This is a genomic window from Tenacibaculum sp. M341 (assembly GCF_004337695.1).
Classification (GTDB): domain Bacteria; phylum Bacteroidota; class Bacteroidia; order Flavobacteriales; family Flavobacteriaceae; genus Polaribacter.
The window spans coordinates 61,288-75,930 of the sequence record NZ_SJXJ01000010.1; the positions used below are offsets into that span (position 1 = coordinate 61,288).

Annotated in this window: 19 protein-coding genes and 2 pseudogenes; 3 read left to right on the forward strand and 18 right to left on the reverse strand. The window is 28.1% G+C overall.

The annotated features are described in order from the left end of the window. Window positions 1-113 precede the first annotated feature (113 nt). The 13 genes from EYW44_RS12820 to EYW44_RS12880 all read right to left on the reverse strand — a co-directional run bounded on the left by EYW44_RS12820 (window position 114) and on the right by EYW44_RS12880 (window position 8,855). Window positions 114-749, reverse strand: a complete 636-nt coding sequence (locus EYW44_RS12820; protein ID WP_132724065.1) for a hypothetical protein — start codon at window positions 747-749, stop codon at window positions 114-116. Window positions 750-882: 133 nt separating this feature from the next. Next, a complete protein-coding gene (locus tag EYW44_RS12825; RefSeq protein WP_132724066.1) occupies window positions 883-1,449 on the reverse strand; it encodes a hypothetical protein in 567 nt (188 codons plus the stop codon). Between the two features lie 385 nt (window positions 1,450-1,834). Further along, window positions 1,835-2,218 carry a hypothetical protein gene (locus EYW44_RS12830; protein WP_132724067.1) on the reverse strand — a complete coding sequence of 128 codons (384 nt, stop codon included), beginning with the start codon at window positions 2,216-2,218 and terminating at the stop codon, window positions 1,835-1,837. Window positions 2,219-2,380: 162 nt separating this feature from the next. Continuing rightward, window positions 2,381-2,995, reverse strand: coding sequence for a hypothetical protein (locus EYW44_RS12835; protein WP_132724068.1), 615 nt, complete (start codon window positions 2,993-2,995; stop codon window positions 2,381-2,383). Between the two features lie 173 nt (window positions 2,996-3,168). Continuing rightward, window positions 3,169-3,696 (reverse strand): hypothetical protein, encoded by a 528-nt coding sequence (locus EYW44_RS12840; RefSeq protein ID WP_132724069.1) that lies wholly within the window; start codon window positions 3,694-3,696, stop codon window positions 3,169-3,171. Between the two features lie 49 nt (window positions 3,697-3,745). After that, complete coding sequence (locus EYW44_RS12845) at window positions 3,746-4,330, reverse strand: hypothetical protein (protein ID WP_132724070.1); 585 nt, start codon at window positions 4,328-4,330, stop codon at window positions 3,746-3,748. 138 nt (window positions 4,331-4,468) lie between these two features. Continuing rightward, the gene (locus EYW44_RS12850) at window positions 4,469-5,152 is read right to left on the reverse strand and encodes a hypothetical protein (RefSeq protein WP_132724071.1); all 684 of its coding nucleotides are present in this window, start codon (window positions 5,150-5,152) and stop codon (window positions 4,469-4,471) included. A gap of 208 nt (window positions 5,153-5,360) precedes the next feature. After that, complete coding sequence (locus EYW44_RS12855) at window positions 5,361-5,936, reverse strand: hypothetical protein (RefSeq protein WP_132724072.1); 576 nt, start codon at window positions 5,934-5,936, stop codon at window positions 5,361-5,363. A gap of 160 nt (window positions 5,937-6,096) precedes the next feature. Beyond that, complete coding sequence (locus EYW44_RS12860; RefSeq protein ID WP_132724073.1) at window positions 6,097-6,657, reverse strand: hypothetical protein; 561 nt, start codon at window positions 6,655-6,657, stop codon at window positions 6,097-6,099. Window positions 6,658-6,805: 148 nt separating this feature from the next. Further along, window positions 6,806-7,174: a hypothetical protein gene (locus EYW44_RS12865; protein WP_132724074.1), complete on the reverse strand. Its 369-nt coding sequence runs from the start codon at window positions 7,172-7,174 to the stop codon at window positions 6,806-6,808. 158 nt (window positions 7,175-7,332) lie between these two features. Continuing rightward, the gene (locus EYW44_RS12870) at window positions 7,333-7,794 is read right to left on the reverse strand and encodes a hypothetical protein (protein ID WP_132724075.1); all 462 of its coding nucleotides are present in this window, start codon (window positions 7,792-7,794) and stop codon (window positions 7,333-7,335) included. Between the two features lie 93 nt (window positions 7,795-7,887). After that, a complete protein-coding gene (locus EYW44_RS12875) occupies window positions 7,888-8,235 on the reverse strand; it encodes a hypothetical protein (protein WP_132724076.1) in 348 nt (115 codons plus the stop codon). Between the two features lie 161 nt (window positions 8,236-8,396). Continuing rightward, entirely contained in the window at window positions 8,397-8,855 is a 459-nt protein-coding gene (locus tag EYW44_RS12880; RefSeq protein WP_132724077.1) for a hypothetical protein, read from the reverse strand. Window positions 8,856-9,071: 216 nt separating this feature from the next. Here EYW44_RS12880 and EYW44_RS22925 point away from each other — a divergent pair. Then, window positions 9,072-9,275, forward strand: a pseudogene (locus EYW44_RS22925) (IS1182 family transposase); the annotation flags it as partial. 7 nt (window positions 9,276-9,282) lie between these two features. Here the strand turns inward: EYW44_RS22925 and EYW44_RS12890 are convergent. Further along, window positions 9,283-9,906, reverse strand: coding sequence for an IS630 family transposase (locus EYW44_RS12890; protein ID WP_243643657.1), 624 nt, complete (start codon window positions 9,904-9,906; stop codon window positions 9,283-9,285). Window positions 9,907-10,162: 256 nt separating this feature from the next. Continuing rightward, on the reverse strand, window positions 10,163-10,351 hold the full coding sequence (locus EYW44_RS12895; RefSeq protein ID WP_132724078.1) for a hypothetical protein: 189 nt from the start codon (window positions 10,349-10,351) through the stop codon (window positions 10,163-10,165). 43 nt (window positions 10,352-10,394) lie between these two features. Between EYW44_RS12895 and EYW44_RS12900 the strand changes: the two are divergent. Next, a pseudogene (locus tag EYW44_RS12900) lies at window positions 10,395-11,762 on the forward strand (IS1182 family transposase); the annotation flags it as partial. 95 nt (window positions 11,763-11,857) lie between these two features. Here EYW44_RS12900 and EYW44_RS12905 read toward each other — a convergent pair. Further along, complete coding sequence (locus EYW44_RS12905; RefSeq protein ID WP_132724079.1) at window positions 11,858-12,256, reverse strand: retropepsin-like aspartic protease; 399 nt, start codon at window positions 12,254-12,256, stop codon at window positions 11,858-11,860. A gap of 197 nt (window positions 12,257-12,453) precedes the next feature. Beyond that, window positions 12,454-12,564, reverse strand: coding sequence for a hypothetical protein (locus EYW44_RS22890; protein ID WP_373681066.1), 111 nt, complete (start codon window positions 12,562-12,564; stop codon window positions 12,454-12,456). 21 nt (window positions 12,565-12,585) lie between these two features. On the opposite strand from EYW44_RS22890, the gene EYW44_RS22895 reads away from it, so the two are divergent. Beyond that, window positions 12,586-12,711: a hypothetical protein gene (locus EYW44_RS22895; protein WP_373681067.1), complete on the forward strand. Its 126-nt coding sequence runs from the start codon at window positions 12,586-12,588 to the stop codon at window positions 12,709-12,711. A 220-nt stretch (window positions 12,712-12,931) separates the two neighbouring features. Here EYW44_RS22895 and EYW44_RS12915 read toward each other — a convergent pair whose 3' ends face one another. Beyond that, window positions 12,932-14,584 (reverse strand): S8 family serine peptidase, encoded by a 1,653-nt coding sequence (locus tag EYW44_RS12915; protein ID WP_132724080.1) that lies wholly within the window; start codon window positions 14,582-14,584, stop codon window positions 12,932-12,934. Between the last annotated feature and the right edge of the window lie 59 nt (window positions 14,585-14,643).

Genomic DNA, 14,643 nt, shown 5'->3' on the forward strand with positions numbered 1-14,643 from the left:
TAGAGGGGGAACTTGAGTTTTACTAAGAGTAAATATTAAATTTTATTAGCAAAGAACTTTAAACATTTTTTGTTACTGAGGAAAGCTAATAGATTATAACTTGTTGTAATGATTTATCTTTCTGTTTTATCAATACTTTCGAGTTTATCTATAATTGTAGACAATTCTTTTTGACTCCATTTAGCAAGTGTTTTTAAACTTTCTTTTTCCTTATACAAATCTTTAATAAATCCATTATAATATAGTTTTTTCCTTTTTGTTATGTTCTCTTCCAATAATTCTTTTTTGTAGTATGTAATTTGTTTATCAATAATATCTAGTCGATTTTCTCCAATGATTTTCTGAATCAATCTAAGTTCTTGTTTGATTACTCCTGTCAAACTAATAGTTTGAACTTCACAACCACTTTGATAAACAACTTTCATTGGATATTTTGAATAAAATTGATAAAGCCAAATAACTTTTTCAATGTCTTTACGATTAACAAGTGACTTTAAAGAGTAAAACCTAAGAGAGTTACTTCCATTTTTCGCAAAATGAAACAGCTCTTTATTTGTTGCTATTGAATCAATTTTTCTGTAGTTAGAATAGATTATACTTGGTTTTCCTGCAACACCAATAATACTACTTTCTGCACAATGAATAGTTTCTAATTTTTTTGATAGCTCAGATACTCGATTAGAAACTTGTGATAGAATGTTTTGTGTTGAGATAGAAAATAGCAATATGAGAAAAGTTTTTTTAATCATTAAAAGACCAGATTTTGTGTTTTTTTATAGAGTTAATTAAAAGGATTTAACTTTTGGTTTAGTGAGATTTAGTCCGAAGGATTGAATCCGTAAACAATTAATAATACATTTGTAACCAAACGTTTTCGTTTTTTTAGAAATCAATTATTTTATCACTATGTTTTTCTTTAAGGTATTCATTTACCAGTTTGTTGTAACATATAAATTTCGAAATAAGAGAGCATCCCATTCCAAAACTTTCAATATGATATTTGTCTTTTAGTGTTTTCTCTAATTTAATATCATATCCAAATCCAAACTGAAAATATTTGATTTCCTGATTTTTTAGGTCAGTAGCAAATCTTTTTTCCATTTCCGCGCAAGTTTTTAATTCAGAATATTCTTCAAATCGGTTTTGTTTTTGAGAGATTTTATAATATTCAGCAAATATATATAAGTTTAAAGCTAAAGAAATTCCAAATAATCCAATTATTATTTTAGATATAACTTTTCGCCATTTTCTTATAAGAAAATATAAGCAAAGAGTTATCAAACCAATTCCATATAAGATTACAGAAATATCTAATTCTGGTCTTATATGAGAAAAATAATGCATTTTATTATAATTAAAAGTCAGAAGAATTACACCAACAATTCCTGTTGCTTCAATCAACATCTTTGATTTAGAGTTCATTTTTAATTCCTTTTTGGCTTTTTCCATTTGTAAATTTTTTCTTTCCACTATTTTGATTCACAATTTCAAAATTCGATAAATTTAAAGTTGAATCAATTTTTAGTTCAAAAGTGTTGAAGTCAAATAGTTTGGAAGAAATTTGTGTTGTAAGGCAATGTTTGTTTTTTACTTCTTTAGCGTAGAACTTAAAACTATAAAAACATAACACTCCAATTAACAGAATAGAAATTAAAATCAGATTTTTCTTTTTTAGCATTGCTTTTTTAAATTAGTAGCAACGGTTTCCTAACCGTCAATTACGGGGTAAATTAGCGATTATTTTCGGTTTAACACAAGCTTTAGTAATTCCGAATGGATTCGGATATAGTTAAATCTGCAGTCATTTTAGTTATATTTTGTTATAAACTAGTTTTTATTTATAGTAATTGTGAATTTTTATAATAGTATCATTCCCTTTTTTATAAAAACTATACTCTCTGATTATTCCTATTCCATTTTCATCCACATCTATTCTTTTTTTTATTAGTCCAGACGTTAAGTTTGCCTTAGTCGTATATTCTAGAGAATAAATTCCACTAGCATTAAAATAATCTAAAAATGTATTAATTGGTTTTTCAGTCAGTTCGAAAGTTTCAGGTATTTCAATTAGTCCTATTTTTTTTCTTTCGTTATTATACTCAATTCCGTATTTATTTTGATTTATACTTAAAAAGCCAGATATAAAACCTTGTAATGTAAATATTGAAATAAAAATTAGGATTGAAGTTGTTATTTTCAATTTGCCATTCTTTTTCATTATTCTGAGAGTTATAACATTTATTTTGACTTGTGACTAACGGTCTCGGATAACCATCATTTTCGGTAAAATTAGTGATTATTTTCGAGTTTTTTGTACTAGCTTTAGGAATTCAAAGTAGATTCTCACGTAGTCGAATCCACAGTAATTACGAACCAATTTTTATGCAAGTTCTTCAGATATAAAATTAATTGTTTTTCCATCATTATTTGTCGCCCAAATTTGTAAAGTATCATATCCATTTCTTTTTACTTTATCAAATTCTATTTTACTCCCATCAACTAATTCAATTAATCCATTTTCATCAACTTCATCCCTGAATTCATCTTCATAATCTATTCCATTGTATGTAGATATTTCGATTTCAAAAAGTTCATTTCCTTTTTTGTCAGAGTAATATTTTGTTGTAGGTCTGTTTTTAATTTGTTTGTCAGTAAATCTATCACAAAACAGAGCATTATATCCGTGTTTACAACCATCAAATAATAATAACTCCTCTCCAGATTCAATGTCAACAGCAAAGACAAGAGAAGGGGCGAAATCAGTTCCAACAATTAAATTTGTATAGTTTTTGTGAAGTTGCCCATAATATTTAATCTTAAATTTTGTTTGCCCTGAACTAGTTTTTAGTTTTCTTCTCCATTCATGTGAATGTAAGTCTTTCGGATTATCAATTTGAATAGTACACCCGTCCAAAAAAGTAGGTCCTAAAACACCATTGTTCGTATTTGTGTTTTTAGATTTACCCTCCTTTTTTAAAAAATTAAAAATTCCCATTAATTTGAATTTAAGCTATGCTGTTTAATTGGTTGCAATGGCTTCGTATAACTTTTGTTACAGGATTGAAGTTACATATTTTCTTTTAATCATTAGTTTTAGCAATTTCAAGTGGATTCGGACGAAGTTGAAACCGCCGTAATTACGGTTAGATATTGTTGTGAAATATTATATTAATTAAACAACCCTCTAGCCTTAAAAACGCCATTTTTCTTTTTGTTAAATAGCTCTTCGAGACTCTCTCCATCTAATCCTTCCCAGGTTCCATCTTCGTCAATTATTAATGGATCAAATTGATATTTTTGATGATAGTATTCTTTCTCATTCTTATCTTTAGAAATGTATAAAATAATATTTTTATGATCTTCAAACTTAGGTCTTCCATAATGGTCGTATGTTATAAATTCTATAGTATCTTTATTCAAGTTGTTGAAAATATTTTTTAATACCTTGTACTTAGCTTTAAAGCCTAAGTCCATTGAAAAAGTAATATGTTCAATTGTGTCTCCTGTGATAGAATCAATTTCTATTCTAGCATTATTTTCATTTGGATCAAATTCTGTTAAAGATATTTTCTCCCCAATAAATGCAAAAAGATTAATAGAATCATTTTTCCTTCTTAATTTCGATTCTAGATCAATTTTAGATGATTTACAATTAATCAGTATTATTATTCCTAAAATAGGAAGGATACGATTCATTTTATTAATGTTTTACAGTTATTTTTGTAATCGGTTGATTTAGTGTTGTTTATATGGTGTTAGTGGCTTTTTTAGTTTTTATTTCTATTTTACAGGCGATTCCAAATTTATTCAATTTTTTTACAACATTTATGAAGCTAGGATTGTGTACATACTCTTTATCACTACCTTCATATAAAAAGCCTAAATCTTTATAAGTTTCTCCTAAAAAATTATCAGTCTCTATTCTTTCTTCTAGAGTAATTTTATTTTCTAATACTTTGCTTTCAATTTCGTTTATGTTTGAGTCAAAAACTTCAACAAACTTGTCTATCCATTTATTCTTAAACGGAATTTCTACGTACCAATATTCTTCCAAGTTCCTTAATTTTAATTCAAATTTTTTCACCCAATCTATAGTAGGTGCCGAACCTTTGAATTCAATATCATTTCCTTTTTTAGATATTAATATAGCTCCAATTCCGACCCATCTGGTTCTGTTTTCTGAATTCAAATTTATTTCTGATTTTTTACACCAATTTAATGAATAACAATAGTTATGTTCTATCATTCCTTCTTTCAAAATAACCATTTCTTCATCAAACTCTTGATTGTTGATCCATTCATTGGCTTTTTCAAGTATTTCTATTTTCATTTTTTGAATTGTTACTAACATTTGGTATAAGATTAGTGTGGTTTAAGCACTAAATCTAGCAAATAAATCACAGATAGAAAGTCCGTGAAGACTTTCGTAAGTATACTATAACTAGCAATTAATTTTATACTGTGTTAGCTAACGTATTTTATTTAATTCACCATTTTTATTTTTAAATCGATAGTCAATTTCCATAAAGCTTATTTTTCCTTTTTTCAGCTTTGTTATCAACTTTGGTGCTGATACAATTCCTTGTATTATTATAAAACCGTTAAAGTCTATTATTTTATATTCAGATTCCCATTCTGAATCTCTTTCTAAAGGCTTTACTATGACTAGTTCATTTTCTTGATATGTAAATTGATATTCTTTGATTCCCTCAACAGACTCAATTAATGGTTCTTTTTGCAGTTCAGATTTAAGTTTTTCTAAATCAACCTTGTTCGATTTTAAATCTAATTTTACATAAGGCAATGTATATCCATTAAATTGTATTGTCAAAGAATCATTAGAATGTAAAATAAGAGTTTCTTTGTCACTCAATTTATAAGATTTAGTATCTGATTGACTTAGATTTAAAGTATCTCTGTAAACGAAAACTTTAGTTTCTCCAGTTTCCATATTTACTTTGTCTTGTGTTCTTAATCTGTAAAACTGGTTTGATTTTGAACTAAAGAGAAAACTTTGAATTTTTGCACGTTCAATAAAATTTCCTAAAGAGTCGTAAACTCCTTTAGTTCTCCATAATTTTTCTTTTTCAATATTTTGTCCAAAACTTATGGTTGAAAGAAAAATGATTATTAATGTAAATATGTTTTTCATATGTTAGCTATCGGCTTCGGCTGTCATTAGTGCTGGAATAGGGAAGCAGAGGCTTTCCGATTAAGCACTAAGACGAAGCATTTTGTTTGCTTTTATTTTTTCTAATTCAAAAGTCAAATCAAAATGATTTGACGACATTATAAAAATACACTAAACTTTGGATTAAACACCAACCCCGTATTAATTATAACCATTGTTTATAGTAGTTTTAATCTATACCATAGTGTAAAGGGTTCTGATTGTCTGTTTTCATTTCAATCCAAAATCCCATTAACCAGAAATAAGTTATTGTTTTTAATTCTATTTTTGAATTGTGTGACATAATATGATAATCAGTATCTTTAGTACTCGAATGAAAATATTGAAAATTTATTCTTTTCATTAATAAGGGAACTGTTTTTTCTGTACATAATTTATAAATTATACAAGACTTACTTTGCAAGGAGTCAGTATGTTTATTAATTTCCAAAAAGGGCTCTGTAGTATTGTAATCAGTTTTCCAGAAAGAATATGAAGAAAAAGGATAATCATAGTTTTGATTCCTTGAATTTGATTCCTCTATTATTTTTCGAGTTTTCTTTTTATTCCTAAAAAATTCGTCTCCGCAAGAAGTTAATATTACAATTTCAGTAGTGTCTTTAGTCCATTTATTATCAAGTCTTTTTTTTGTGAATTTTAAATACTGATCATTCACAATATTATTTGTTGAAGATTCAGATAAAACTAAGTAAGTCAAAATATTTACAACGATTAGCCAAATAAATATTTTCTTGATAATTTTCATTTTTTGTAATTACTACCAACGGCTTCGTATAACCGTCCGTTTCGGGTTAAATTAGTTATTTTTTCTTTTATTCACTAGCCTTAGCAATTCCGAGTAGATTCGGACGTAGTAGAATCCGCCGTAGTTTTGGTTATATATTGTTGTAAACAGTTATTTATTTTTAATAAGCCCATCTTTCTAAATTTTCAAAGTATTTCCATTCACCGTTTTCCATTTTATATAATTCAGTACTTCCTCCAGAATTCCCTCTAATAATTGTTATCAAGGCCATTTTTCCATCGTTTGACATAATCGGTCTTGAAATTGAAAGAGGGTAATTTCTCCATTCGCTTTTGTTGTTGTTAAGACCTTTTATTTCCTTTTTTAATTTCTTTTGTTCAGCTTTTGGTTTGTCTGACATTTTGTGCATTTCTTTTTTTATGTCAATTCTCTTGCCTTTAGAAACTATTATTCGTTTTTTAAGTTCGCTTTTAGTCCATTTGCTGTAATCAATTTCAAGAGTATCAATTTTGGATATTAATTCTCTCACATTTAATGAGTCAGATTTACTTTTTCTATAAAAAAAATCCTTTTCATAGAGTATAGAAAACGGAAGTTTCGGTTTAGCTGGTTTTTCATAAACAATTAAAGATTTTTCAGTCAATCCAACATCAAGGATATTTTGCGCACTTAATTCAGTTGCAAAAAAAGAAATTAGAATTATCAGTAGTAGGTTTTTCATAAATTGTGTACAACGGTTCGGCTATGGTTAGTTGCGGGTTAAATTAGTTATTTTTTTCTTTTGTTCATTAGCATTAGCAATTCCGAGTGGATTCGGACGTAGTCGAATCCGCCGTAATTACGGTTATTGATTGTTGTAAGTTTGTTTTTTATTCATTAATAATATCAAACTCTTTGTATTTCATTCTTTGAGAGTCATTATATTTTTCAGTCCAATATCCGTTTTCAAATTTTTGTACAACTAAACCTAGTCTAAATTTATTTTGGATAAGATTCTGTATAACATTTCTCAAGTCAATATCCGTTCCTTCGTATTGAAGTTCAGTTCCAAATCCGTCTTTTACTTCAAAAGTGTGATAATTAAAGTCAAACTTTATATTTTTCCTTAATAATTCATCACAAATTATTAATCTAAAGTGGTCTTCCAGAGTTTCTTCATACATTCCCTCTCCTTGAAAATCAAATATCGTTCTCATTGGAATACTAAATCTTAAATTCTTTTTATTTTCTTTATTCATAATTGAATTTTCGAGAATGTTTAAATGACTTACAACGGTCTCAGCTAAGGAATCGTTGCGTTGGTTTTAGCGTTTACTTGGTAAATATACTTAAACATTTGGTGATCAGCGGTATTTTCCCAAGGGGAAAATCCGTAAGCAATGTTTTTTAGGTTTTGTTAGACAATGTTATTTTCATTACAATTATTAGGATTCAAATAATCTGAAATCATTATTCCCAAAAAATTAGTTGACAAACTCATTATCCATAAGAAATAACCAATATCATATCCAGTTATAGGTTTTTCTGTTCCACCTTCATTAACTATTATATTATCAAATAGCAAAAAAGATAGTCCACATAATAATGCTATGAGTCCGAAAATTTTTGCTCTTTTTATTCTATTTTTAAGTATACATATTAAAGAGATTAAAATTAACGGATTAGCTAACCAAGGAATAACTTTTAAGTCAAACATAAACATCCAACCGAAAAGTAGTGCAATCAAGCCATTTGAACCAACTGAATCAATTTTTTCTTCTCCAACAAAATATGTGTTTTGAGTCAAAGAAATTATGAAAAAAATCAAACAAATAGCGATGAATATTTTATTAATCACCGATGTTTTCTTTTTATTCATTTTCTTCATTAATTAACGGTTATTTTAATATTGCCTAACGGTTTCGGCTAAGCTACGTTTTAATGCAGTTTAGGTGGTGTTGGGCAATCGTTTTTAATTTAAATTGTATTTTTTCGTTCTTTTCTTTTGATAGTAACAAAACACCTTTTTTTTTGATAAATCTAGAAAAACTGAATCTACAGGTTCTTCAAGTGGAAATTCAATATAAGACCCTAAAAAACTTATAACAATCATGTTTCTTATATTTTCTAAATCCAATACTGCATTACCATTCATATCAGATTCTGTTCCAATAGGTGGTTTAGAATTTTTAATTAAAATAGTTGCACCTCTAATTGGTTTGTTCTTGTCAAAGATAAGTTTAAATTTAACTTTGTTTGTGATTTTATTTTGTCCACAACAGCTAAAAGCAAAACAAAATATTACAATTATTAATTTCATTTATTGGTAGTTTGAATGTTGCCCAACGGTCTCGTATAATCGTCAGTTACGGGATTAAAGTTAATGTTTTTCGACTAAGCACAGACGTTAGCAATTCCGAGTGGATTCGGACGTAGTCGAATCCGCCGTAATTGCGGTTATACATTATTATAACCAGTTTTTTATTCGGTTATTTTTTTAAAATATAAATCCGCTTTTTTACTGTCAGGTCCATAAATTTCTAAACTTGGTTCGAGTTCGTTATTTTCCAATCCAATATTCAATTCATATTTATTCGTATTCCAATTATTCATTTTAAAGTGTCCAAATTCATAAACCTGCTTTCCTTTCCAATACAATTCAAAAGTGCAATGACCATATTCATTTTTAATTCCTTTTCGGTTTTTTCCTTCCGCAAAGATTGTCTTTCCGCTATTTTGGTTTACAACTTTAAAATCCGATAAATTTAGAGTGGACTCTACTTTTAAGTCAAACGTATTAAAGTCAAATATTTTAGATGAAATTTGAGTAATCAGACAATGTTCGTCTTTTACTTTTTTAGCGTAATTTTTAAAACCATAGAAACTTAAAATTCCGATTATTAGAATTGCAATTAAAATTAGATTTCCATTCTTTTTCATTAGTTTTCTTAAATTGGTTACAACGGTTTTGTGTATGAGTAGTAGCGTTTTTTTGCAACTGCTTTTCAACTTACAATATACTTTATTTAAATGACAAAACGGTTTGAGTTTAAACTTAAACCGCTATTTCTTATACACTGTGTGTCTGTTGCACAAGTTACCAAAAAAATAAGGTTTGCTTAGAAAAGAGGTTCCATTAGTTTTTTATTTTTATATATGCAAGGAGTTAAAGTATACCAAGAGAAGTTATTTAATAGTTTTCGTTTAAGCGATCATGTCCCATCATCAAATTTTTACAGACAATTAAAAGAGATACTTCAATTAGATTTTTTATATAAAGCAACGTCATGTTACTATGGTAAAAGCGGGCAAAAAAGTATAGATCCTATTGTTTTTTTTAAGCTTAGTTTAATAGGTTATACCATTTCTACGATAATATGATTTTTTCAAATATTTCCAAATACCTATGATTACTTACTATAGATTTGATTAAGTCTTTATCCATGTCAGTAACCATATTGTGTAGCCATTTTTTAAGTTGATCTATGTTTTCAAAGGTTTGATTTTTAAAACGTTGCTTAATGTATTGCCACACTTGCTCGCAAGGATTTAATTCAGGAGTATATGGAGGTATTCTAAGTAGATAAATATTTTCAGGTATTTCTATATTCTTGGTAGCATGAAACCCAGCATTATCTATAACGACAATTTTGTATTCTCTAGGGTTTTGTTTTGAAAACTCATTTAAATAAGCTTCAAATATATTAGAATCTACACCATTGATTTCCCATACGAAACTATCTCCATTGATTGGAGAGTAGCTACCCCATAAATAAGTATTAGTGAATTTATGTTGATAATTTACTATAGGTCGTATACCTACAGCTGCTAAACAATAACCAATAAAAGTCTTTAAACCATATCTTGATTCATCTTGAAAGAATAAATTAATACTATCAAATTCATCTTTATTTAGATTATTTCTAATCTCGGATAGAGTACTAGGCAGTTTTAAAAAAGTCAGCTGCTGCTTCTTTGTTTTTTTTGACATTACTTTTTCTAGGAACTTTAATACGACCATGGAGTTTATTGGTGATGTAACACCACAATGTTTTATATTTTATTTCAACTCCATAAGTCTGTTTTACCCATTGTTGAGCGTCCCAAAATCCATTGAATGAATTATCAGGATCTTCTAGACGATTTTTTAGACCTTCATGAATCTCAGAAGTAATAATTGATGAAGAACATTGACGACTTTCTTTCTTTAAATATTCAGATAAACCTAATGATCGGTATTTGTTTAGTCATCTACGTACTGTAGTAACGCTTATACCTAAAGCATCAGATAAATCTTCCAAACGATCGTAATTATTAGTTTTTAAAAGTATTAGACAATCTAAACGCTTAGACGATTTATAGTTGTCTATTTGACTTTTGTGATTCTTTAAGCATTTAAGAGATTCTTCTATTGGTGTATTCAAAACTTTGCCCATGAGCGAAAGATAGTGAAAAAGCAAATAATTTCAGAATTGGTATTATTTAGAAAACATTATAAGTGATCGTAAACTGATCTCACACTGTAGTATGCGTTTAGATTTGTTATGTTTTTTAGATTATGACATCGATGAAAAACTTCCTTGGCACTCTACTTTTAGTCGTACTCGTCAATTGTTTCCAGAGTCTGTTTTTGAAAGTGTTTTTACTCAGGTATTAGGTATGTGTATAGAAAAGGGTATGGTAAGTGGACATACTCAAGCCATTGATTCAGCACCAATAAAAGCGAATGCAAGTATGGATAGTTTGGAGTTAAAAGTGGCTAGTGAAGATTTAGCATCTCATTTAGCTTCTATTCGTCATATAAGTAACCGAGATAAAGAAGTTTTTAGAAAAGCAAAGCAAGATAAAACAACGAGAGAACAAAGGACACTAAGTGCTAATAAACAGGAGTTAGATAGTATTGTATCACGCAATAAGAAATGGAAGAAAAACCAAAATCATCGTCCTGGAGCTAATAATAAAGGAAGTCGCTATACGAGTAACAAAACACATTACAGTCCTACAGATCCAGATGCACGAATTAGTGTAAAACCAGGTAAGGCACGAAAGTTAAATTATAGTAGTCAACTTAGTGTAGATATTTCAAATCATGTGATTACTGATATACAAGCTTATCATGCTGATAAAAAAGATAGTCAATGTTTAGAAGATATTATAAACCGTTTGCATAAACGATTATGGCGATCTGGTTTTTTATTAGAAAACTGTTTGGCTGATACAGGATATAGTAGTGGTGAGATATATGCTTACTTAGAAAAAAAAGGCATCACCAGTTTTATACCACCTCATGGAACTTACAAAGGGGGACCAGAAGGTTTTATTTATGATAAAAAAGGAGATTATTATCAATGTCCTCAAGGAAAAAAGATTCCATTCAAAAAAGTATTTTTAGATTATAGAACACACACAAAGAAGAAGGAATATCGAGGGTCAAGTAAACTATGCAAAACCTGTCCTATAAAGAACCAATGGTTAGGAAAAACAGTAAAAGAGAAAAAGTTTAGTGTTACCTATTACCGAGAAGAATATGAACGTAATAGCAAACGAATACATAGTAAACAAGGACGTTACATGAAAGGGAAACGGCAAAGTACAGTAGAACCCGTTTTTGGTACATTAACCCAGTTTATGGGGCTTCGTAAAATAAATACTTTAGGAATTAAACAAGCAAATAAGGTGATGCATGTATCGGCAATGGCCTATAATTTGAAAAAATATCTAAAATTCATAAAAAAGACGGTAAAAAGTAAGGTAAAGACTATAAATAGTCTGTTTTTAATAAAAAGGATGTTCGTAGACTTTATATCTTACTTTTTAATGTACTCAAAATTAAAAGTAGTCTTATAATTACTAAAAAATAAGCCTCTTAAAAAGGCTTATTTAAAGTTGTTTTCTGTGAAATTATAGAGTTGTGCAACGGCTACTATTGTTGTAAGTAGTTTTTAATCAACACTTTTTTTCATATAAATAGTTAAATTAGTATAGTCAATTATAGCGTTAAATTCAGTTAATATGTCAGCGCCTAAAATTCCATCTATTTTATCTATTCCATAATCACTTAATGCAGAGTTTACATAATCAAGATTCATTATGTAAAGTTCTTTTTTATTAAATGTTAAACCGTTTATTTCTAACTTAACATCCTGAGCTTTTTCAAAAGGTATATCTGTTTTTCCAGCACCAGTTGCTACTTCATTTGATAACTCCGAGTTTAATTTTAACTCTTGTTGTTTTTTTATGTCTATAGCGGTATTTGTTGCTCCTGTATCTAGAATAAGTCTACTTTTAATACCGTTTATATTTGTCATTAAAACCAGATGTCCAGTAATTTCTTTCTCCATTTTAACTTGAATAAATCCAGCCTTAATTAAATTCTGTTTATAATCAGACGAAGGTTCATTTTTGTTAAAACAACCAAACAGAATTACTATAAAAAAAAGGAAATTATATTTTTAATCATTTTTAATTACTTACAACGTATGGCTAAACACAATTGTGTTTATTCCCATTATATATACACCAAAAATACTCATATATGTTATAAATCTAAAGAGTTTTTAATATTATCGAAGTTTTTAGTGGCAACATGTGTATATATTTCAGTAGTTTTTGTAGAGTTGTGTCCTAATAATACTTGTATATATCTCAAATCAGTTTCGTTTTCTAAAAGATGAGTAGTATATGTGGTGTTACTTTTTTATTAATGTTGGCTTTTTTAACAGAATTATTAATGTTATTAGCAATACTATATGGAGAAAAAGTAAAGCCTAAAAGGAAAATTTATCATTCTATTTAGCAGCTAAAAAACGTTTTTAAATGAAATATTCTGTACATTTTTTTTTCAACTCGATTTTGAAGTGTACAAGCGTGTACACTTTTTAAAAAAAATAAAATAAAAGTGTACAGCATTGTACACTCGAAAAAAAAACCAATAAAAAAGTGTACAAAAAAAATTGTACCACTTTTAAATAAAAGGGTACAATTAAATTTTACTTTATAAAACCAGTTAAATGCTATTAATTTTTACTTTGTTTAGCAGCCATTAAAAAAGCATTATAAGCATTAATTATTTTACCAGATTTACTCAATTCTTTAAAAGAGATTGATTTTTTATCACCATTATCCATAACATTTACAGAAATATCAAAAGTATTACCAGATTCTATAATGATCTTTTTTAAATCTTTGGCAGAAAGTTCAGGAAAATGAGTCAGTAATAATCCAGCTAAACCAGAAACCATTGGAGCAGCTAAAGAAGTTCCTCTTGAAAAACCAAATTTACTATACTCTTTAGTAGTGTAAACCTTTAGTCCTGGAGCAAAAACATCAACAGATTTTTTACCATAATTAGAAAAACTAGCAATAATGTTTTCATCTAATTTATATCCGCTAGCACCAACAGTAATAAAATTACTAACCAATTCAGCGTCTAAATCACTGTGATAATCATTTGGATAATATTTCAGTTTATCGCTATTAGTAGCATCATTTCCTGCACCATGAACAATTAATACATTTTTACTTTCAGCATATTTAATAGCATCCAATACCCAATTTTGATGTAATGAGAATTTTTTACCCCAACTCATATTAATCACTCGAGCCCCATTATCTACAGCATATCTAACAGCCAAAGCAATATCTTTATCATGCTCATCACCAGAAGCTACCATTACTATAGGCATCACTTTAATGTTTTTAGAAAATCCCATAGCACCTAAGTTATTATCTCTATTAGCACCAATAACTCCAGAAACTACAATAGAATGATTAAAAGGAACTTCACCAGAAACAGTATTATAGCCATAATTTACATCAGTAATATCATCAGGATTATCACCAGTTATAGTACGTTCTTTATAATCAACGTTGTAAGTTGTAGCTAACATATCCGTATACCATTTCGAATAATGTTTATATGTTGCTTCGGTTTGGTTATTTTGGATAGCAGTTTTTAAAAAGTTAGCGTGTTTTATAGTAATTGAATCTTTATTTGAGTTCAATACCGAATTTAAAACGTCAATATTAATATCTTCTTTTTTAGTTATTTCTTTAATTTTTGCTGAAGCTGTAGCATAAGAGTTTAACCATTCATTAAAAAAAGAGATAGGATTTTTTAAACCAGTAATGTCTTCTTCTAAAGCTTTCTTAGCTTTTACATACAATTTATAATTGGGTAATTCTTTACTATCAATTTCTGTTTCCTTTTTAGCTTCAAATTTATCTCGAAATTTTTGAATAATTCTTACTACTTCTGCACTTTGATATTTGATGTATTCACCCTTGGTGTTGCCTAAAAAATCCCAACCAACCATATCATCAATATATCCATTGTTATCATCATCTTTACCATTATTGGCAATTTCATCTTCATTTACCCAAAGTTGTCCTTTTAAATCAATGTGATCAATATCTATTTTAGTATCAATAACAGCTACTATAATTTCTTGCGTTTTTTTATAAGAATTTAATAAACCAGATTTGTATAGTTTTTCTAAGCTAACTCCAGGAAGTGTGTCTTGTTGATAATCTTTATGGTGCCAGTTTTGCAATTGTTGATCTGATAATTCAACGTTTTTTTTAATAGGGTTTTTATAGTTTTCTTGACTGTAAGAGAAGTTTGTTATAGAAATAACAAGAGTAGTTAAAATAGCTTTTTTAAGATTCATTTTTTATTTTGATTGATTGTTTTTAACCATTTTTTAATGGTTTTTTGGCTTTAAATATA